The organism is Acidovorax sp. FJL06, from assembly GCF_003852545.1.
In the GTDB taxonomy this organism is placed as follows: Bacteria; Pseudomonadota; Gammaproteobacteria; order Burkholderiales; family Burkholderiaceae_C; genus Acidovorax.
On record NZ_QAJR01000033.1, the window covers coordinates 25,186 to 44,810 of the forward strand.

Genomic DNA, 19,625 nt, shown 5'->3' on the forward strand with positions numbered 1-19,625 from the left:
AAATGTTTAACAAGATACTCATTGCAAACCGAGGCGAGATCGCTTGCCGAGTCGCCGCCACGGCCCAGCGCCTGGGCGTGAAAACCGTCGCCGTGTACTCCGACGCCGATGCCAATGCCAAACACGTGGCCGTGTGCGACGAGGCCGTGCACATCGGCGGCAGCGCGCCCAAGGACAGCTACCTGCGCTGGGAGCGCATCATCGAGGCCGCCAAGGCCACGGGCGCGCAGGCCATCCACCCGGGCTACGGCTTTCTGAGCGAGAACGAGGACTTTGCCCACGCCTGCGCGGCGGCGGGCCTGGTGTTCATCGGCCCGCCCGCCTCGGCCATCAAGGACATGGGGCTCAAGGCCGAGTCCAAGCAGCTCATGGAAAAGGCCGGCGTGCCCCTGGTGCCGGGCTACCACGGCAGCGACCAGGACCCGGCCCTGCTGCAGCGCGAGGCCGACCGCATCGGCTACCCCGTGCTCATCAAGGCCAGCGCGGGCGGCGGCGGCAAGGGCATGCGCGCGGTGGACAAGAGCGAGGACTTCGCTGCCGCGCTGGCGTCCTGCAAGCGCGAGGCCATCAACAGCTTTGGCGACGATGCGGTGCTGGTGGAGAAGTACGTGCAGCGCCCCCGCCACATCGAGATCCAGGTGTTTGGCGACACGCACGGGGACGTGGTGTACCTGTTCGAACGCGACTGCTCGGTGCAGCGCCGCCACCAGAAGGTGCTGGAGGAAGCGCCTGCGCCGGGCATGACGCCGCAGCTGCGCCAGCAGATGGGCGAGGCCGCCGTGGCGGCGGCCAAGGCCGTGAACTACGTGGGTGCGGGCACGGTGGAGTTCATCGTGGAGCAGCCGGGCGGCTACGAGCGGCCCGACCAGATGAAGTTCTACTTCATGGAGATGAACACCCGTCTGCAGGTGGAGCACCCCGTGACCGAGGCTATCACCGGCCTGGACCTGGTGGAGTGGCAGCTGCGCGTGGCGTCGGGCGAGCCGCTGCCTGTCAAGCAGGCCGATCTGCGCATCACGGGCCACGCCATCGAAGCGCGCATCTGCGCCGAGAACCCCGACAACAACTTCCTGCCCGCCACGGGCGCCCTCAACGTCTATGCACTGCCCGATTGCGTGACGTTTGAACGGGGCGCGGTGCGCGTCGATTCCGGCGTGCGCCAGGGCGATGCGATCAGCCCGTTTTACGACTCCATGGTGGCCAAGCTCATCGTGCACGGCGACACGCGCGCGCAGGCGCTTGCGCGGCTGGATGAGGCGCTGGCGCAGACCCACATCGTGGGGCTGGCAACCAACGTGCAGTTTTTGCGCCGCGTGGCGCGCACCGGTGCGTTCGCCAGTGCCCAGCTCGACACCGCGCTGATCCCGCGCGAGCAGGCCGTGCTGTTCCACCAGGAACCCGTGGGCCTGCCGCTGGCCGCTGCGGCCGCTGTGGCCCAGGCCTTGCTGCACGAGCGCGCCAGCGAAGGCGTGGACCCCTTCAGCCGCCGCGATGGCTTCCATTCGCATGCGCTCACGCGCCGCCGCTTTGAATTTGAGTTTGGCGGCGAACATGCCAAGGCCTGGCTGACCTACGAGCGCGGCGGCAGCCTGCATCTGGCGGTGGGCGAAGGCGATACGGCCGTGGCGGGCCCGCTGGTGTTCATGCCGCAGGCCAATGGCATCGAACTGCAGTTTGCCGGCCAGCGCACCCGTGCCGCCGTGTATGCGCAGGGCGAGGTGGACCATGTGTTCACGCCGCGCGGCGCCACGCAGATCACCGCCATCGACCTGCTGGCCCACTCGGGCGAATCCGCAGCCGAAGGGGGCCGCCTCACGGCCCCGATGCCCGGCAAGGTGGTGTCGTTTGCGGTGAAGGCGGGCGACACCGTCACCAAGGGCCAACCGCTGGCGGTGATGGAAGCGATGAAGATGGAGCACACCATCGCCGCGCCGGCCGACGGCGTGGTGCAGGAGCTGCTGTACGCGCCCGGCGACCAGGTGAGCGAGGGGGCCGAGCTGCTCAAGCTGGTGACCGCCGAGAAGGCATGAGCCTGGCGGGGGCACCCCGCGCGTGACAGCGCGCGGGGTGCAATGCCGTTACCCTAGGTACCCGCTGCACGAATCATCGCGCCGCGTGCATCTGCGGTCTCTGGCGGTCTGCGTCGTTGCAAATACTCGCAATAGCGATGGCTATTGCTGCGTTTTGCGCCTAGCAGCCCATCCCGATCCGCAGCGCCCACTTACCGCTCGATTCGTGCAGAGGATCCCTAAGCCGCCATGAAAATCACCTTTTGCTGTACCGACACCAAGGCCGAGCCCTGGCTGCAGGGCCTGGCCGCCGCGTTGCCCGGCGCTGATATTTCCGTGTGGCAACCCGGCGCGCCGCAGGCCGAATGCGCTGTGGTCTGGGCGCCGCCCCAACAGTTCATGGACGAGCAGCCGGGCCTCAAAGCCCTGTTCAACATCGGTGCGGGCGTGGACGCCTTGCTCAAGCTGCGCCTGCCACCGGGCGCGCTGGTGGTGCGGCTGGATGACGCGGGCATGGCCGTTCAGATGGCCGAGTACGTGTGCCACGCGGTCATCCGCCACTTCCGCGAGTTCGATGGCTACGAGGCCGACATGGCGGCGGGCCGCTGGGGTTACCGCAAGCCGCGCCAGCGCAGCGACTTCCCCATCGGCGTGATGGGCCTGGGCGTGCTGGGCGAACGGGTGGCCAAGGCGCTCGCGCAGTTCGACTTTCCCATCAACGGCTGGAGCCGCAGCCCCAAGGCCATTGAGGGGGTGCGGGCCTTCACCGGTGCAGACCAATTCAATGATTTCCTGGCTGCGAGCCGCGTGCTGGTCAATCTGCTGCCGCTCACGCCCGACACGGCCGACGTGATCTGCAAAGACACGCTGGCCCGCCTGCAACCCGGCGCCTACGTGATCAACGTGGCGCGGGGCGCGCACCTGGTGGACGAAGACCTGCTGGCCGCCATCGCCAGCGGCCAGGTGGCGGGCGCCACGCTCGATGTGTTCCGCACCGAGCCGCTGCCTGCGGGCCATGCGTTCTGGACCCAGCCGCGCATCACCCTCACCCCCCACACTTCGGCGCGCACGCTGCGCGACGAGAGCATTGCCCAGATTGCGCGCAAGATCGCCGCGCTGCAGCGGGGCGATGCCGTGGAGGGCATCGTCAACCCGGCGCGCGGTTATTGAGCCGGCGTGCCTTCGTACTTTCAGGACAGACCATGACCTCCTCCATCCCCTCCCGTGTGCGGCTCATCGACGTAGGCCCGCGCGACGGCCTGCAGAACGAAAAGACGCCCGTGCCCGCCGCCGTCAAGATCGAGCTGGTGCACCGCCTGCAGGCGGCCGGTTTGCAGGAGATCGAGGTCACCAGCTACGTGTCGCCCAAGTGGGTGCCGCAGATGGCCGACAACCACGAGGTGATGGACGGCCTCGCGCGCCAGCCGGGCGTGGCGTATTCGGTGCTCACGCCCAACCTCAAGGGCTTTGAGGCGGCCGTGATCGACCAGCCGAACGAGATCGTGGTGTTCGGCTCGGCCAGCGAGGCCTTCAGCCAGCGCAACATCAACTGCAGCATTGCCGAGAGCATCGAGCGCTTTGCGCCCGTGGTGCAGGCGGCGCTGGCGGCGGGCATCCGCGTGCGCGGCGCCATGAGCTGCACGGTGGGCTGCCCGTATGAAGGCGAAATCGCTCCCGAGCGCGTGGCCTATCTGGCGGGCCTGCTCAAGGGCATTGGTGTGCAGCGTGTGGATGTGGCCGACACCATTGGCGTGGGCACGCCGCGCAAGGTGCAGCGCGCCATCGAGGCCACGCTGCAGCACTTTGGCATCGACGATGTGTCGGGCCACTTCCACGACACCTACGGCCAGGCGCTGTCGAACACGCTGGCGGCGCTGGAGCTGGGCGTGTGGAACTACCAGTCGTCCGTGGCCGGGCTGGGGGGCTGCCCCTATGCCAAGGGCGCCACGGGCAACGTGGCGACCGAGGACGTGGTCTACCTGCTGCAGGGCATGGGCATAGAGACGGGCATTGACCTCGACAAGTTGATTGACGCGGGTGCCTACATCAGCGACTTTCTGGGCCGCAAGCCCAACTCCCGCGCCGCCAACGCGTTGTTGACCAAACGTGCGGGATGAGGATGAAGCACCCCCTGAGACGCTGCGCGTCTTCACCCCTCTCTCGCTGCGCGGGAGGGGGACGCACCCGGTGGCCTGGCGGAGCCAGTTCCACGGGTGCACGGGCTGGGGTCGCGCCTGTGCGATCAAAATAGCCCAGACGATTTTGATTCCGGAGTGAGAAACGATGTGTGGAGCTGAACTGAAATCCCTGCCCGAGGGCGTGCAGCGCGTGGCGGCGGCGCTGGAATCCCTGGGCCACCCCCACCGCCCGCAGATGCTGGACGACGCCGCGCGCACCGCGCAGCAGGCGGCCGATGCGCTGGGCATTGCCGTGGGGCAGATTGCCAAGAGCATCATCTTCCGCCGCAAGAGCGACGACGTGGCCGTGCTGGTGGTCACCTCGGGCGACCGGCGTGTGGACGAGAAGAAGGTGGAGGCCCATGTGGGCGGCAAGATCGGCCGGGCCGATGCCGACTTCGTGAAGAGCCGCACGGGCTTCTCGATTGGCGGCGTCTCGCCCGTGGCCCATGCCACGCCGCCCGTCACGCTGATCGACCAGGACCTGCTGCGCTTTGAGGTGGTGTGGGCGGCGGCGGGGCATCCGCATGGCGTTTTTGCGCTGCACCCCAGCGACCTGCAGCGCCTGACGGGCGCCCCGGTGGTGGATGTGGTTCAGGCGCCGGTGGTGGCATGAATGCTATAGATTTGCTAGCTTCTCGCGCATGCCAGTTGAGCGCAGAAGGCCATTTTGACCAAGAGAATGCCGAGCCGGTGCCCTCGCCCTGCATCTCGGTGTGCCGCATGTCGCCCGACCGCAGCCACTGCGAAGGCTGCTTTCGCACGCTGGACGAGATCCGCCTCTGGTCGCGTGCGGATGGCCCCCTGCGCAGGGGCATCTGGGCGCAGCTGCTGGACCGCGCGGGCATCAGCCCCGGGACGCCCCCCTGAGCGGCTGCGCGGCTGCCCTCGCCCGGGCCGCGCCCGTTTTATGCACGGTGGGTCGCCGTGCAATGACATGGAGAGCTGAAATGAAGCACATCACGTTCTACCTGGACTTTGTCTCGCCCTATGCCTGGCTCGCTTTCGAGCGCCTGCCCGAGGTGCTGGAGGGCCTGAGCTACAGCGTGGCCTACCGGCCCGTGCTGCTGGGCGCGCTGCTGCAGCAGCATGGCAACCCCGGCCCGGCGGGCATTGCGCCCAAGCGCGACTGGACCTACCGCCACGTGACTTGGCTGGGCCATGCGCAGGGCACGCCGCTGCACATGCCGGCGCGCCACCCGTTCAACCCGCTGCCGCTGCTGCGCCAGGCTCTGGCCTGCAGCGACGACGGCTGCATCAACCGCTTTGTGGCGGGCACGCTGCTGCGCCATGTGTGGCAGGGCGGGCACGACGCACTGGACGCCGGGCGCCTGGCCGCGCTGGCCGCCGAGCTGTCGGACCAGATTCGGCCGGGGCAGGATGCGGCGAGCGAGCGCCCCAAGGCTTTGCTGCGCGCCAACACCGAGGCCGCGCAGGCAGCGGGGGTGTTCGGGGTGCCGGCTTTTGGGGTGGAGGGCAGGCTCTTCTGGGGCCTGGACGGCTTGCCCATGCTGCGCGCCTACCTGGAAGGCGACGCCTGGTTTGACGGACCGGATTGGGACGCCGCGCCGGCCACGCCCTCGGGCCTGCCGCCCGCCACCGCCAAGGCTTGATCCGGCGCAAGCGGTGCGCGCGGCGCCCGCCCCGCCTGCAAGCGGCCAGCAAGGGCGCGGTGCTGCAATGGCGGCATGCCCAACGCCTTTTCCTTTGCGCATTCCCCCTTCGACTGCCTTGACCCCGACGAGCAGCGCCTGGTGCGCGCCAGCGTGGACATCGGCTACTACCCCCGGGGCCAGGCGCTGCTGGAGCCTGGCGACACGCCCACGCACCTGTTTGTGATCGCCAAGGGCCATGTGCAGCAGATCGACCAGGGCGACGTGGTGGCCACCTACGGCCCGGAGGATTGCTTCGACGGCCGCAGCCTGGTGGCCGGGCGCGCCAGCAGCCGCTTCGTGGCGGCCGAGGAGGTCATTGCCTACGAGCTGGCGCGCGCGGCGGTGATGGAGCTGATTGCGCGCAATGCCACGTTTGGTGCGCTGCTGTTTGCCGACCTGGGGCACAAGCTCAGTGTGCTGTCCGAACGCGAGCGCCCGCGCGACCTGCCGTCGCTGAGCCTGTCGCGGGTGGGCGAGGCCTTCCTGCGCCCGGCGCTCAGCGTGCCGGCCGACCTGGATGTGCTCAGCGCCGTGCGGCGGATGCATGCAGAGCACACGGCCAGCGTGCTGGTCGAGGACCGGGCCAGCCAGCCGCCGCGCCGTGGCATCTTCACGCGCACGCTGCTGGAGCGCGCCATCCTCGACGGGCGGCCGCTGGCCGCGATGCCGGTGGGTGAGTGGGCGCGCTTTCCGGTCATCGAGGTGCGCGCGGCCGATGCGGTGGGCGATGCGATGGCCCTCATGCTGCGCCACCGCGTGCACCGCCTGGTGGTGGTGCAGGACGGCCGCACCCTGGGCATGCTGGAGTCCCTGGACCTGCTCAGCCATGTCTCCAACCCCTCGCACCTGGTGGCGCTGCAGATCGGCAAGGCCATGCACATCGACGCGCTGGCCGAGGCTGCGGCCCAGATCGATCGCGTGATCGCCGTGCTGTTTCGCAGCGGAACGCGCGTGGGGCTGGTGGCGCACCTGGTGCAGCAGCTCAACGCGCGCCTGTTCGAGCGCGCCTGGCAATTGATTGCGCCGCCGGAGCTGGTGGACAACAGCTGCCTGTTCGTGATGGGCAGCGAGGGGCGCGGCGAGCAGTTGCTCAAGACCGACCAGGACAACGCCCTGGTGCTGCGCGATGGCTATGCGCCGCCCGCGGACCTGGCGGCGGTCTGTGCGCGCTTTTCCGAGGCGCTGGGCCGTTTCGGCTACCCGCCGTGCCCCGGGGGCATCATGGTCTGCAACGCCCCCTGGCGGCGCAGCGCGCAGGACTGGGCGCACCAGGTGCAGGACTGGGTGTGGCGCGCCGACGGTGAATCGCTGATGCACCTGGCCATCTTCCTGGATGCCCATGCCGTGGCCGGCGATGCCGAACTGCTTGCGCAGGTGCAACGCACCCTGGCGGCCCTGGCGACCGACCACCAGGGCATGCTGGGCCGCTTTGCGGCCGCCGCCGACGCCTTCGGGCCTGCGGCCGGGCCGGGCTGGTGGAGCCGGCTGCTCTCGCCCGGTGAAAGCCATGCGCCGTGGAACCTCAAGAAGGAAGCGCTGTTCCCGCTGGTGCACGGCGTGCGCAGCCTGGCGCTGGCGCACCATGTGGCCGCTACCTCCACCACCGGGCGCATCGCGGCGCTGGTGGCCGAGGGGGCGCTCTCGCCCGTGCAGGGCGAGGATCTGGCCGAGGCGCTGCAGGTGCTGATGGCGCTGCGGCTCAAGGCGGGCCTGGCCGAGCTGGACCAGCAGCGCCCCGTCTCCGGCACCATCGACCGCGCGCAGCTGAACAGCCTGGACCGCGACCTGCTCAAGGATGCGCTGGCCGTGGTGCAGCGCTTTCGGCAGGCCCTGCGCACGCGCTTTCGCCTGGAGGCGATGTGACGGGCGCGGCCGACTGGTGGGCCGCCGGCCGCAGGCGCTGGCTGAGGCACCGCCTGCGCGATCCGGCCTTTGCCTTTGTGCTCGATGCGCCGCCGCCCCAGGAATGGGTGGCGCTGGACTGCGAGACCACCGGCCTGGACCGGCGGCGTGACGAGATCGTCTCGATCGGCGCCGTGCGCATCCGGGGCCAGCGTGTGCTGACCAGCGAGCGGCTGGAGCTGCTGGTGCGCCCTGAGCGCGCCGTGCCGGCGCCCAGCGTGCGCATCCACCGCCTGCGCATGCAAGACCTGGCCGCCGGCCTGCCGCCCGCCGAATCGGCGGCGCGCCTGCTGCACTTCATTGGCAGCCGTCCGCTGGTGGGCTACTACCTGGAATTTGACGTGGCCATGCTCAACCGCGTGGTGCGCCCGCTGCTGGGCATGGGCCTGCCGCAGACCTGCATCGAGGTCTCGGCGCTGTACTACGAGCACAAGTTCCGCCAGTTGCCGCCCTACCAGCAGCATGCCAACGCCGACATCGACCTGCGCCTTGACACCCTGCTGCGCGACTTGGACCTGCCGCGCTACGAGGCGCACGACGCCATCAACGATGCGGTGATGGCGGCACTGGCCTTTGTCAAGCTGCAGGCATTGAAGTAGGCTTCCCCTGAGCCGCTTCGTGTCTTCGCGCTCTCTCGCTCCACGCACCGGTTTGGTTGTTTTTTGCTATAAATTGTATAGCTGATTTGGCAGTGCCATCCTGCCCTACGGGCCAAGTTGGTCACAACGCCTTCACCGCCAGGCGGAAGTCGGCGTCTTCCTCGAAGTGCTTGATCTGGAAGCCCAGGTTGCGCATCAGCTTGAGCATGCTGCTGTTGTTGGCGAGGATCAGGCCCTCGATCTGTGCCAGGCCCTTGTTGCGCGCAAACTCGATGATCGAGAGCATGAGCCGCGAGCCCAGGCCCTGGCCCGCGAAGTCGTCGGCCACCAGCAGCGAGAACTCGCAGCTGCGGGTGTCGGGGTTGGTCACGTAGCGCGAGACGCCGATGATGCGCTCGGTGTCGATGAACTCGCCGTCGGCCCCGATCCGGCGTTCGCGGTGCACGGCCACCAGGGCCATCTCGCGGTCGTAGTCGATCAGTGTGAAGCGCGCCAGCATGCGTGCCGGCAACTCGGGCATGGACGAGACGAAGCGGAAGTAGCGGCTCTCGGGCGACAGGCCCTTGACCAGCGCCTGCAGCATCGAGGCATCGTCCGGCCGCACGGGCCGCACCGTGTAGGCCCCGCCACCGCGCAGGGGCCATTCCTGCTCGAAGTGGCCGGGGTAGGGCAGGATCGCCAGGTGGCCGTAGTGCTGGCTGTGCGCGGGGGCATGCTGAATGACGATGCGCGCGTCCACCGCCAGCGCCCCGGAGTCGTCGAGGATGATGGGGTTGATGTCCATCTCGCGCAGCTGCGGCAGCTCGCACACCATCTCTGAGACGCGCAGCAGCACCTGTTCGAGCGCGGCCATCTCGATGGGCGGGGCGCCGCGCCACTCGCCCAGCGTGGCGGCGACGCGCGCGCGCTGCACGAGGCTGCGTGCAAGGAATTGGTTCAGCGGCGGCATTTCCATGCTGCGGTCGCCGATCAGCTCGATCATGGTGCCGCCGGCGCCGAAGGTGATGACGGGCCCGAACAGCTCGTCGGTGACGAGGCCGATGTACAGCTCGCGCCCGCGCCGCTGGGCGGACATGTTCTGCACCGTCACGCCGTTGATGCGCGCATCGGGCCGCAGTTGGGCCACGCGCTTGACCATGTCGTTGTAGGTGTCGCGCACCTGGGTGGCGTTGAGGATGTTCAGGGCCACGCCCTGCACGTCGGACTTGTGCGGGATGTCGGGCGAGTCGATCTTGAGCGCGGCGGGGTAGCCCAGCTGGGTGGCGATCATCATCGCCTCGTTGGGGCTGCGTGCCAGCATGGTCTTGGTCACGGGCACATGGAAGGCCGCGAGCAGGGCCTTGGACTCCAGCTCGGTGAGCACGTTGCGGCGCTCGGCCAGCACGCTTTCGATCAACAGCCGCGCGCCCTCCACGTCGGGCTTGGCCAGGTGCGACAGCGGCGGCGGCGTTTGCTGCAGCAGCTGCTGGTTCTCGTGGTGGTTGGCAATGTTGGAGAACGCGTCCACGCCCGCCTCGGGCGTGCGGAAGGTCGGGATGCTGGCGGCGTTGAGCAGGGCGCGCGCTTCGCTCACGCTCTCGTCGCCCATCCAGCAGCTGAACAGCGGCTTGCCCACGGTGGTGTGCGTCTGCACCAGGGCCTCGGCCACGCGCGCGGGGTCGGCGCCGAGCTTGGGCGAGTAGATCACCAGCACGCCGTCAATGCCCCGGGTGCGGCCCGCCGCAGCGATGGCCGCCGAGAAATGCTCGGGCGTGGCCTCTTCGGAAAGGTCGATCAGGTCCTTTAGGGAAGCCTGGGGCGACAGCTGCGGGGCGAGTGCGGCGCAGGCCTGGGCATCCAGCCGGCCCAGCTGCAGATGCAGTTCGTTGGCCCAGTCGGCGGCCAGCACGCCCGGGCCGCCGCCGTTGGTGATCACCGCCAGGTGCCGCCCGGCAGGCTGGTAGCGCGAGGCCAGGCAGCGCACGGCCGAAAAGAGCTGCGAGAAGGTGCGCACGCGCACCGCCCCGGCGCGGCGCAGCGCCGCGTCGAAAACCTCGTCGCTGCCCACGATGGCGCCCGAGTGGGTGAGCGCGGCCTCGTTGCCCGCAGGCTGGCGGCCGGCCTTGAGCACGATGACGGGTTTGGCGCTGGCGGCCGCGCGCAACGCGCTCATGAAGCGCCGCGCGTTGCGGATGCCCTCCAGGTAGACCACGATGCTGTGCGTCTGGCCGTCCGAGGCCAGGAAGTCGAGGGCATCGGCGATGTTCAGCGCAGTGTTGGGCCCCAGCGAGACCACGGTCGAGAAGCCCACACTGTTCCTGCGCGCCCAGTCGAGCGTGGAGGCGGTGAGCGCCCCCGACTGCGACAGCAGCCCCAGCGGGCCGGGCTTGGCCATGGCGCCGATGATGCTGGCATTGAGCTGTTGGTGTGGCCGCTGGAATCCGGTGCAATTGGGCCCCAGCAGGTGCAGCTGGTGGCGCCTGGCGGTGGCGTGCAGCCGGGCCGCGTCCTGCGCGTTCAGGCCCGCAGAGATGATGAGCGCCGCGCGGCACCGGATGCGCCCGGCCACTTCGAGCGCGTTGTCCATCTCCTCCACCGTGGGCAGCGCGATCACGGCCAGCTCGGCACGCGAGCGGGCCAGGTCGGCCAGCGTTCCGCTCATGCGGATGTCCACGAAGCGCAGCTCGCCGGCGTAGCCCGAGCCGCGCAGTTGGTCGGCCACATGCCGGCCGGCGCCGGGGGGCAGTGCATCGGGGTCCAGTCCGCCGGCGAAGACGACGATGGACGCCGGGTTGAACAAGGGCTGCAGGAAGTGCTTTTCCATGGTGTTTGCGATGAAGCCAGAGCGCTTGGGGCTCAAAGGTTGACGCAGTGCATATCCAACCGTTCAGCGTGAACGGCTGTGCCTGTTGGAAAGTGAAAGCGGCTTCGCATGAGGGGGGCGTGCATCTGGGCCAAAACCGCTCTGTCTAGTCAGCACCGATCAACACTTTGACATGGGCGGCGGCACTGCGTGCCAGCGGGCTCATGACGTAGCCGCCCTCCAGGCAGGAAATGATGCGTCCCTGGGCATGCCTGCGGGCCACGTCGAGCAGGCGCTGCGTGACCCATTCGTAGTCGGCGTCGACCAGGCCGAGGTTGCCCATGTCGTCGTCGCGGTGGGCGTCGAAGCCCGCCGAGATGTAGATCAGTTGCGGGCGGAAGGCGTCGAGCGCGGGCATCCACGCCGCGTCGACCAGCGCGCGGAACTCGCTGCTGCCGGTGCGGCTGTTCATGCCCACATGGACCATGTTGCTGCCGCCGGGGTGTTCGTCGCCGTTCAGCGGGTACAGGCCCTTCTCGAAGATGGAGCACATCAGCACGCGTTCGTCGCCTGCGAGGATGTCGGCACTGCCGTTGCCATGGTGCACATCAAAGTCGATCAGCGCGACGCGTTCCAGGCCGTGCACGTCCAGCGCATGGCGGATGCCCACAGCCACGTTGTTGAAGAAGCAAAAGCCCATGCAGGCATCCCGCTCGGCGTGGTGGCCGGGCGGGCGGATGTTGCAGAACGCGGTGCGGACCTCGCCCTGCAGCACCAGGTCGGTGGCCAGCACGGCGGCACCGGCCGAGCGCAGCGCGGCTGGCAGCGTGAAGGGGTTCATCAGCGTGTCGGGGTCCAGGCGCACGTAGCCGTCGGCGGGCGCCTGGTTGAGAACGCGGCTCACGTACAGGGCCGAGTGGGCGCGCTGGAGCTGTTCTTCATTGGCCAGCGGGGCGTCGTAGGGCAGCATGAAGTCGCGGTAGCCCTTGAGCAGCAGCATGTCGGAGATGGCTTCCAGGCGCTCGGGGCATTCCGGGTGGCCGGGCCCCATGTCGTGTTTGAGGCAGTCGGGGTGCGAGATGTAGGCAGACAGCATGGCGGCGGCGAGGGGGCTCGGGGGGATGGGGTCTATCGCCAGTGTGTGCCTGCAGCTTGACGGCAGACTTGCGACTGTAGGGAGCGCCAGGGCCGCACCTTTGACCGAAGTCAACAACCAGCGCTGCATGGACGAAAAAAAGCCGGGCGCAGGGCCCGGCTTGTGGGGAGCGTGCGTGCAGCGCCGCTCAGTGGCCCGATGCGCCGGCAGCGCCCAGGCCGGTCTCGGAACGCACCTGCTGCTCCGGGAAGGCCGCGCGCTCGCGCTCCGCCACGGCGCTGCGGTCCAGCAGCGAGAAGATCCAGATGCCCGCGAAGCCGATGGTCATGGAGAACAGTGCTGGCGAGGTGTAGGGGAACAGCGCGCTGCCTTTGGGGTTGCCCAGCACCGCTTCCCACACCGAGGGCGACACCACGGTCAGCCCCACCGAGGACACCAGTCCCAGGAAGCCGCCGATCACGGCTCCCTTGGTGGTGCAGTCCTTCCACAGCACGCTCATGAAGAGCACCGGGAAGTTGGCCGAGGCCGCAATGGCAAAGGCCAGCGACACCATGAAGGCGATGTTCTGCTTCTCGAACACGATGCCCAGCACCACGGCCACCAGGCCCAGCGCCAGCGTCGTGATGCGCGAAACGCGCAGTTCGGCAGCGCTGTCGGCCTTGCCTTTCTTGAACACCGTGGCGTACAGGTCGTGCGAAACGGCAGATGCGCCCGAGAGCGTGAGCCCGGCCACCACGGCCAGGATGGTGGCGAAGGCCACGGCCGAGATGAAGCCGTAGAACACGTCGCCGCCCACGGACTTGGCCACCAGGACCGCAGCCATGTTGGCCGTGCCCGCGCCCCCCTTGATGATGCCGTTGGCCGTGTCCGAGAACTCGGGGTTGGTAAGCACCAGAGTGATGGCGCCAAAGCCGATGATGAAGATCAGCACGTAGAAGTAGCCGATCCAGGTTGTGGCCCAGAACACGCTCTTGCGCGCTTCCTTGGCGTCGGGCACGGTGAAGAAGCGCATCAGGATGTGGGGCAGGCCGGCCGTGCCGAACATCAGCGCCATGCCGAAGCTGATCGCCGAGATCGGGTCCTTGATGAACCCGCCCGGGCCCATGATGGCCAGGCCGATGGCATTGGCCTCCTCGGCGGACTTGCCCTGGTTGGCGGCGATGGCGCTCTTCACGGCCACGCCCTTGGCGAACAGCGCCTCGGGGCTGAAGCCGAACTGCGCGAGCACCATGAAGGCCATGAAGCTCACGCCGGCCAGCAGCAGCACGGCCTTGATGATCTGCACCCAGGTGGTGGCCGTCATGCCGCCAAACAGCACATAGATCATCATCAGCGCGCCCACCAGCACCACGGCAATCCAGTAGTCCAGGCCGAACAGCAGCTTGATGAGCTGGCCGGCGCCGACCATTTGCGCGATCAGGTAGAAGGCCACGACCACCAGCGTGCCGCTGGCTGCGAAGGCACGGATGGGGGTCTGCTGGAAGCGGTATCCGGCCACGTCGGCGAAGGTGAACTTGCCCAGGTTGCGCAGGCGCTCGGCCATGAGGAAGGTGATGATGGGCCAGCCCACCAGGAAGCCGATGGAGTAGATCAGGCCGTCATAGCCATTGGCCATCACGGCGGCGGAAATGCCCAGGAACGACGCCGCGGACATGTAGTCGCCAGCGATGGCCAGGCCATTCTGAAAGCCCGTGATGCCGCCACCGGCGGTGTAGAAGTCGGCGGCCGAGCGCGTCTTGGCCGCCGCCCACTTGGTGATCCAGAGCGTGCCGGCAACGAAAAGGCCGAACATGGCGATGGCCGTCCAGTTGGTGGCCTGCTTGGCCGCCTCGCCGACGTCGCCGCCGGCGGCATGGGCCGTGGCTGCGCAGCAGGCGATGGCTGCGGCAAGGCCCCAGCGGGCGGGGTTGGAAAGGTGCATGGCTGTCATTTCTGTACGTCCCGCAGGATGTCTTGGGTGAGTGCGTCGTAGCGGTTGTTGGCGCGGCGCACGTAAATGCCGGTGATCACGATTGTGAAGACGATCACGAACACGCCCAGCGGAATGCCCAGCGTGGTTACGCCGGCGCCGATGGGTTGCGCGAGAAAGGGCTTGTTGAAGGCGATCAGTGCGATGTAGCCGTAGTAAACGGCCAGCATCAGCGCGGTGAGCTGCCAGCCGAAACGGTTGCGTTCGCGGCGCAACTGCTGGTAGCGAGGATGGTTCTGGATGCGTGTGGCCACGGAATCCGTCATGGTGTCTCTCCTTTGGTGTCCTGGAAATGCGTCTCTCGCGGACCCGGCCGGGTGTGCACGAAACGGTGGCGATTCTGGAAAGCCGCGCTGACCCCCTTCTTACGGCGGTGCAACATGAAATGCCTAGGGTTTGTCCTCCCAAGGGTTTTCCTGGGCTGAAATTTAGGTGTTTACCCGGAGGAATTCAGGCTTTTTCGCGGACCTGAAGGGACTTCATCTCGCATCGAGAAAAAAAGCATGCGGGTTTGTCCTGGGGCGTTCCGGGGCGGTGCGCGTGCACTCCAAAAGCCGACGATCCATGTCAGTTTTTGGTCAGAAGGCAAAACGATATTCCGGCTCCAGCACCCGGCGTGCTGTGACGGCGGCGATTTCTCCGCCGATATCGAATCGACAACATTGGAGACAAAACCTATGGCCACCCATCCCGCACCGCGGCCGATGTCACCCGAAGAGAGGAAGGTCATCTTCGCCTCTTCGCTCGGCACCGTTTTCGAGTGGTACGACTTTTACCTGTACGGCTCGCTCGCTGCCATCATCGCCAAACAGTTCTTCAGCGGCCTGGATGCGGGCTCGGCCTTCATCTTCGCGCTGCTGGCGTTTGCGGCGGGCTTCATCGTCCGTCCCTTCGGCGCCATCTTCTTCGGCCGCCTGGGCGACATGATCGGCCGCAAGTACACGTTCCTGGTCACCATCCTGATCATGGGCCTGTCCACCTTCATCGTGGGCATCCTGCCGACCTATGCGTCGATTGGTGTGGCCGCCCCCATCATCCTGATTGCGCTGCGCCTGCTGCAAGGCCTGGCCCTGGGCGGTGAGTACGGCGGTGCTGCCACCTACGTGGCCGAGCATGCTCCGCACGGCCGGCGCGGCGCCTACACGGCCTGGATCCAGACCACCGCGACGCTGGGCCTGTTCCTGTCGCTGATGGTGATCTTGGGCACCCGCACGGTCATCGGCGAAGAAGCCTTTGCCGACTGGGGCTGGCGCGTGCCGTTCATCGTGTCGATCGTGCTGCTGGCCATCTCGGTGTGGATCCGCCTGGCCATGAACGAATCGCCTGCTTTCCAGAAGATGAAGGCCGAGGGCAAGACCTCCAAGGCCCCGCTGAAGGAATCGTTCGGCGAGTGGAAGAACCTCAAGATCGTGATCCTGGCGCTGGTGGGCCTCACGGCCGGTCAGGCCGTGGTTTGGTACTCGGGCCAGTTCTATGCGCTGTTCTTCCTGACGCAGGCCCTGAAGGTCGATGGCGCCACCGCCAACATCTTCGTGGCCATCTCGCTGCTGATCGGCACGCCCTTCTTCATCGTGTTCGGTTCGCTGTCCGACAAGATCGGCCGCAAGCCCATCATCCTGGCAGGTTGCCTGCTGGCCGCACTGACCTACTTCCCTGTGTTCGGCGCCCTGACCAAGGCCGCCAACCCTGCGCTCGCTGAAGCCCAGGCCAAGAACAAGGTGGTGGTGGTTGCTGATGCCAACGAGTGCTCGTTCCAGTTCAACCCCACCGGCACCGTCAAGTTCACCAGCTCGTGCGACATCGCCAAGCAGGTGCTGGCCGGCGCTTCGGTGAGCTACGAAAACGCACCCGCTGCGGCAGGTGCCCCCGCCGTGATCAAGATTGGTGAAACCACCATCACCGGTTACAGCAGCAAGGGCCTGCCCGCCGACGAAGCCAAGAAGAAGGACGGCGAGTTCAAGAAGGCCGTGGCCGACGCGCTCAAGGCCGCAGGCTACCCCACCAAGGCCGACCCGGCCCGCATCGACAAGGTCATGGTCATCGCGATCCTGGTCTACCTGGTGCTGCTGGTGACCATGGTGTATGGCCCCATCGCCGCCATGCTGGTGGAAATGTTCCCCACCCGCATCCGCTACACGTCCATGTCCCTGCCGTACCACATCGGTAACGGCTGGTTCGGCGGCCTGCTGCCCACCACAGCGTTCGCCATCGTGGCCCAGACCGGCAACATGTACAACGGCCTGTGGTACCCCATCATCATCGCCGGTGCCACGGTGGTGATCGGTGGCCTGTTCATCAAGGAAACCAAGGACGTGGACATCTACGCCAACGACTGATCCGTGAGGGCCGGTCTGCCGTGACCTGTCATGGCGGATCGGCACCCACCGGTGTGCAGGGCCCAACCCGCAAGGGGCGGGCCCTGTGTTCCATCAAGGGGCTTGTGCTGCGCACCAGTACAACCGACAACCCTGCGCGCCAGGCCCCTTGATTGAACAAACCCATTCATTCCCAAGGACCCAAGGAGATTTTTTATGTGGAAGATTGCTGTTGGCTTCGTTTTGTTCGCAGCCGTGTCGATGTTCGTGATCATCAAGGCGGGCGACAAGGCCGACATGGGCGGTGAAAAGCATGGCGCCGATGCCGTGCACGCCCCCGAGGCCCCGGCCAGCCCGGCCGCGCCCGCGCCCGCGCCCGCCGCAGCGCCTGCGGCCCCGGCCAGCGCCCAGTAAGCCGCTGGGGCCATGGCCTGGCCCGCCCAGCGGGGGCAGGCCAGGCGTGTACAGATGCCAGATGCAAAAAAGCCCGGAGCACCCGCTCCGGGCTTTTTTCGTGGGGCCACCGTGGCGGGCGCCCGGGGGGCGCGGTTCAGCGCTTGAAGCGGCCGTCGTTGCCGATGATGGACAGGTCGGAGAAATCCAGGCCGCTGTGGTCCGTGGGGCTGTAGCTCAGCTCCATGCCGCCCAGGTCCCATTTCCTGATGCTTTCCAGCCCCGCCAGCAGCTTGGCGCGGTCGGGCTTGGGGCCGGCGCGCTTGAGGCCTTCGACCAGCACCTTGGCGCTCACGAAGCCCTCGACCATGGCGGGCGTGAGGTCGGCGATGTTCTTGGCGCGCGCCAGGTCCAGGGCCTCCTTGATGACCGGGTAGTTCAGCGAGCGCTCGGACGGAAACACCTGCGTGACCACCACGCCCCGGGCCTGGTCGCCCAGGGCCTTCACGAAGCCGCCCGAGGCGTTGTTGGACAAGGTGACGATCTGGCCCGTGACGCCGGCGGCACGCAGGGCCTTGATGCCATCCACCACGGCGGCCCCGGTGCCGATGAAGACCACGGCCTGGGGCTGCTTTTGTGCCACGCGCGGCGCGATGGCGCTGTAGTCGGGCTTGGCGCGGTCGAACTTCTCGACGAACAGGGCCTCCATGCGGTTGGCCTTGAACCCTGCCTGCGCGCCGGCCAGGCCATCCGCGCCAAAGGTGTCGTCCACATGCACCACCCCGATGCGCTGGATGCCCAGCGTGTGCAGGTGCGAGATGGCCTTGGCCACTTCGCGCTGGTAGGGGGCCCGCACGTTGAAGATGTGTTTGCTGACCGGCTGGTGCAGCGCAATTGCACCGGTGGACGGGCCCACCAGCGGCACGCCATGCTGGTCCAGCACCGGGATGATGCCCTGCGTGTGGGGCGTGCCCCGCGTCATGAACAGGCCGATCACGCCTTTTTGCTCGATCAGTGTCTTGGTGTTCTCCAGCGTGAGCTTGGGGTCGAACTTGTCGTCCAGCGACATCACCTCGACCTTCTGCCCGCCCACGCCGCCCCTGGCATTGACGTGGTCGATGTAGAGGGCCGCCCCCTGCATGGATTCGGCCACCGTGGCGGCGGCCGACCCGGTGATGCCCACCGTCTGGCCAATGAGCAGTTGGGCGTGCGCGGCGCCCATCCCGAGGGTGGCCAACAGGGTGCAAAGCCTGCCGGCCCGGCCAATGAACTTCATGGGATGTGTCTCCTGCGTGTGGAGCGCCCGAGTGTAGGCACGGCCACCGGCAGGGAATCTGTAGAAACGCGTAGTGCCAGCAGCCCATGAACCTGGCGCGGCCCGTACCCGGGCCGCAGGATGTCACCTCCTGAACTTGCCGTCCGTGCCGATGATGGACAGGTCGGTAAAGTCCAGGCCCGTGTGGTCGTCCGGGCTGAAACTCACCTCCAGCCCACCGAGGTCGAACTTCTTGATGCTTTCCAGTGCCGCGTGGATCTTGTCGCGGCTGGGCTTGGGGCCGGCGCGCTTGAGGCCTTCGACCAGCACCTTGGCGGCGGCAAAGCCTTCGAGCATGGCGGGGCTGATCTCGCCCGGGCCCTTGGCCTTGGCCATTTCCTGCGCCTCCTTCACCATGGGGTAGGTCACGGCGCGCTCGTTGGGGTAGACCTGGGTCACGATCACGCCGCGCGCATTGGCGCCCAGGCTCTTGATGAAGCCGCTGGAGGCGTTGTTGGACAGCGTCACGATCTGGGCGGCCGAGCCCGCCGTGCGCAGCGCGGCGGTGGCATCCACCACGGCCGAGCCCGATGCAATGATCAGCACCGCCTGCGCGTCGCCCTTGGCCACCTTGGTGGCGATGGGCGCGAAATCCGGCTTGGCCCGGTCGAACTTTTCCGACGCCACGGGCGTGAGCTTGGCCGTGGTGAGCCCTTTTTGCGCGCCCTGCACGCCGTCCGCGCCAAAGCTGTCGTCCGCATAGACCAGCGCCACGCGGGTGATGCCCATGGACGCCAAGTGGGTGATCGCCTTTTCGGCCTCGCGCTGGTAGGTGGCCCGCACATTGAAGATGTACTTGCGCACCGGCTGGTGCAGCACCATGGCGCCCGTGGAGGGCGCGACCAGCGCCACCCCGTGCTTTTCGAGCAGGGGGATCATGGCCTCGGTGTGCGGCGTGCCCCGGGTGAGGAACATGGCCGCCACGTTCTGCTCCTCGATCAGCTTGCGCGCGTTGTCGGCGGCCAGCTTGGGGTCGAACTTGTCGTCGAGCGAGGTGAGTTCGATCTTCTGGCCGTTCACACCGCCCTTGGCGTTGACGGCGTCGATGTACAGCCGGGCGCCGTCCGTGGTCTCCTTCACCCCGGCCGCCACCTGGCCGGAGAAGCCTGCGGTCTGGCCGATCAGGATCTGTGCCTGGCTGGCCGTGCACACGCCCAGCACCAGGGCCGCACCGGCCCACAGTGTTTGCCATTGCTTCATGGCTGTCTCCTCATTGTTCTTGGAAAGGTTGTGGGTAAACGAGCAGTCTAAACCGAGGCCTCCCGCGCATCGGCAAGTTGGCTCCACGGGCGCGGGCATGGGCCCCCGCCTTTTGTCCCGCATCAAAAGCACCGCAGTGCGCCCCAGGGGTAATTCGGGGCCGCAGCAAAGGGGCGGGCAGATCCCTAGAATGTTTCGCCTCACACCCGAAAG

The 19,625-nt window shown here is 67.6% G+C and carries 16 protein-coding genes; 10 read left to right on the forward strand and 6 right to left on the reverse strand.

The window, feature by feature from the left end; translation table 11 throughout:
* Positions 1-2 precede the first annotated feature (2 nt).
* From DBV10_RS18175 to DBV10_RS18210, 8 genes are all read left to right on the forward strand, one after another.
* A complete protein-coding gene (locus DBV10_RS18175; RefSeq protein ID WP_124515010.1) occupies positions 3-2,030 on the forward strand; it encodes an acetyl/propionyl/methylcrotonyl-CoA carboxylase subunit alpha in 2,028 nt (675 codons plus the stop codon).
* Positions 2,031-2,258: 228 nt separating this feature from the next.
* Complete coding sequence (locus DBV10_RS18180; protein ID WP_124515011.1) at positions 2,259-3,179, forward strand: glyoxylate/hydroxypyruvate reductase A; 921 nt, start codon at positions 2,259-2,261, stop codon at positions 3,177-3,179.
* Between the two features lie 32 nt (positions 3,180-3,211).
* Positions 3,212-4,126 carry a hydroxymethylglutaryl-CoA lyase gene (locus tag DBV10_RS18185; protein ID WP_124515012.1) on the forward strand — a complete coding sequence of 305 codons (915 nt, stop codon included), beginning with the start codon at positions 3,212-3,214 and terminating at the stop codon, positions 4,124-4,126.
* 166 nt (positions 4,127-4,292) lie between these two features.
* Complete coding sequence (locus tag DBV10_RS18190; RefSeq protein ID WP_124515013.1) at positions 4,293-4,802, forward strand: YbaK/EbsC family protein; 510 nt, start codon at positions 4,293-4,295, stop codon at positions 4,800-4,802.
* A complete protein-coding gene (locus DBV10_RS18195) occupies positions 4,799-5,056 on the forward strand; it encodes a DUF1289 domain-containing protein (RefSeq protein ID WP_124515014.1) in 258 nt (85 codons plus the stop codon). The genes DBV10_RS18190 and DBV10_RS18195 overlap by 4 nt, the downstream gene beginning before the upstream one ends.
* Before the next feature lie 80 nt (positions 5,057-5,136).
* A complete protein-coding gene (locus DBV10_RS18200; RefSeq protein ID WP_124515015.1) occupies positions 5,137-5,799 on the forward strand; it encodes a 2-hydroxychromene-2-carboxylate isomerase in 663 nt (220 codons plus the stop codon).
* A gap of 75 nt (positions 5,800-5,874) precedes the next feature.
* The gene (locus DBV10_RS18205) at positions 5,875-7,704 is read left to right on the forward strand and encodes a DUF294 nucleotidyltransferase-like domain-containing protein (RefSeq protein WP_124515016.1); all 1,830 of its coding nucleotides are present in this window, start codon (positions 5,875-5,877) and stop codon (positions 7,702-7,704) included.
* The gene (locus tag DBV10_RS18210) at positions 7,701-8,342 is read left to right on the forward strand and encodes a 3'-5' exonuclease (RefSeq protein WP_124515017.1); all 642 of its coding nucleotides are present in this window, start codon (positions 7,701-7,703) and stop codon (positions 8,340-8,342) included. The genes DBV10_RS18205 and DBV10_RS18210 overlap by 4 nt, the downstream gene beginning before the upstream one ends.
* 121 nt (positions 8,343-8,463) lie before the next feature.
* Here the strand turns inward: DBV10_RS18210 and DBV10_RS18215 are convergent, their stop codons facing one another.
* The 4 genes from DBV10_RS18215 to DBV10_RS18230 form a co-directional block, all read right to left on the reverse strand.
* The gene (locus DBV10_RS18215) at positions 8,464-11,145 is read right to left on the reverse strand and encodes a bifunctional acetate--CoA ligase family protein/GNAT family N-acetyltransferase (RefSeq protein WP_124515018.1); all 2,682 of its coding nucleotides are present in this window, start codon (positions 11,143-11,145) and stop codon (positions 8,464-8,466) included.
* 145 nt (positions 11,146-11,290) lie between these two features.
* Positions 11,291-12,220, reverse strand: a complete 930-nt coding sequence (locus DBV10_RS18220) for a histone deacetylase family protein (RefSeq protein ID WP_124515019.1) — start codon at positions 12,218-12,220, stop codon at positions 11,291-11,293.
* Positions 12,221-12,407: 187 nt separating this feature from the next.
* Positions 12,408-14,141 (reverse strand): cation acetate symporter, encoded by a 1,734-nt coding sequence (locus DBV10_RS18225; RefSeq protein ID WP_124515020.1) that lies wholly within the window; start codon positions 14,139-14,141, stop codon positions 12,408-12,410.
* A gap of 5 nt (positions 14,142-14,146) precedes the next feature.
* On the reverse strand, positions 14,147-14,455 hold the full coding sequence (locus DBV10_RS18230) for a DUF485 domain-containing protein (RefSeq protein WP_124515021.1): 309 nt from the start codon (positions 14,453-14,455) through the stop codon (positions 14,147-14,149).
* Between the two features lie 411 nt (positions 14,456-14,866).
* Between DBV10_RS18230 and DBV10_RS18235 the strand changes: the two genes are divergently transcribed.
* Together DBV10_RS18235 and DBV10_RS18240 are read left to right on the forward strand one after the other, a co-directional pair.
* Positions 14,867-16,525 (forward strand): MFS transporter, encoded by a 1,659-nt coding sequence (locus tag DBV10_RS18235; RefSeq protein WP_124515022.1) that lies wholly within the window; start codon positions 14,867-14,869, stop codon positions 16,523-16,525.
* A 195-nt stretch (positions 16,526-16,720) separates the two neighbouring features.
* Positions 16,721-16,918 carry a hypothetical protein gene (locus DBV10_RS18240; RefSeq protein ID WP_124515023.1) on the forward strand — a complete coding sequence of 66 codons (198 nt, stop codon included), beginning with the start codon at positions 16,721-16,723 and terminating at the stop codon, positions 16,916-16,918.
* A 136-nt stretch (positions 16,919-17,054) separates the two neighbouring features.
* Here the strand turns inward: DBV10_RS18240 and DBV10_RS18245 are convergent, their stop codons facing one another.
* Positions 17,055-18,173 (reverse strand): ABC transporter substrate-binding protein, encoded by a 1,119-nt coding sequence (locus tag DBV10_RS18245; protein WP_158616829.1) that lies wholly within the window; start codon positions 18,171-18,173, stop codon positions 17,055-17,057.
* 123 nt (positions 18,174-18,296) lie between these two features.
* Positions 18,297-19,412 (reverse strand): ABC transporter substrate-binding protein, encoded by a 1,116-nt coding sequence (locus tag DBV10_RS18250; RefSeq protein ID WP_124515024.1) that lies wholly within the window; start codon positions 19,410-19,412, stop codon positions 18,297-18,299.
* Positions 19,413-19,625: the final 213 nt, after the last annotated feature.

Coding starts and splice junctions, on each gene's coding strand:
- DBV10_RS18175 (WP_124515010.1), top strand. CDS start 3: ATGTTTAACAAGATACTCATTGCAAACCGAGGCGAGATCGCTTGCCGA.
- DBV10_RS18180 (WP_124515011.1), top strand. CDS start 2,259: ATGAAAATCACCTTTTGCTGTACCGACACCAAGGCCGAGCCCTGGCTG.
- DBV10_RS18185 (WP_124515012.1), top strand. CDS start 3,212: ATGACCTCCTCCATCCCCTCCCGTGTGCGGCTCATCGACGTAGGCCCG.
- DBV10_RS18190 (WP_124515013.1), top strand. CDS start 4,293: ATGTGTGGAGCTGAACTGAAATCCCTGCCCGAGGGCGTGCAGCGCGTG.
- DBV10_RS18195 (WP_124515014.1), top strand. CDS start 4,799: ATGAATGCTATAGATTTGCTAGCTTCTCGCGCATGCCAGTTGAGCGCA.
- DBV10_RS18200 (WP_124515015.1), top strand. CDS start 5,137: ATGAAGCACATCACGTTCTACCTGGACTTTGTCTCGCCCTATGCCTGG.
- DBV10_RS18205 (WP_124515016.1), top strand. CDS start 5,875: ATGCCCAACGCCTTTTCCTTTGCGCATTCCCCCTTCGACTGCCTTGAC.
- DBV10_RS18215 (WP_124515018.1), bottom strand. CDS start 11,145: ATGGAAAAGCACTTCCTGCAGCCCTTGTTCAACCCGGCGTCCATCGTC.
- DBV10_RS18220 (WP_124515019.1), bottom strand. CDS start 12,220: ATGCTGTCTGCCTACATCTCGCACCCCGACTGCCTCAAACACGACATG.
- DBV10_RS18225 (WP_124515020.1), bottom strand. CDS start 14,141: ATGCACCTTTCCAACCCCGCCCGCTGGGGCCTTGCCGCAGCCATCGCC.
- DBV10_RS18230 (WP_124515021.1), bottom strand. CDS start 14,455: ATGACGGATTCCGTGGCCACACGCATCCAGAACCATCCTCGCTACCAG.
- DBV10_RS18235 (WP_124515022.1), top strand. CDS start 14,867: ATGGCCACCCATCCCGCACCGCGGCCGATGTCACCCGAAGAGAGGAAG.
- DBV10_RS18240 (WP_124515023.1), top strand. CDS start 16,721: ATGTGGAAGATTGCTGTTGGCTTCGTTTTGTTCGCAGCCGTGTCGATG.
- DBV10_RS18245 (WP_158616829.1), bottom strand. CDS start 18,173: ATGAAGTTCATTGGCCGGGCCGGCAGGCTTTGCACCCTGTTGGCCACC.
- DBV10_RS18250 (WP_124515024.1), bottom strand. CDS start 19,412: ATGAAGCAATGGCAAACACTGTGGGCCGGTGCGGCCCTGGTGCTGGGC.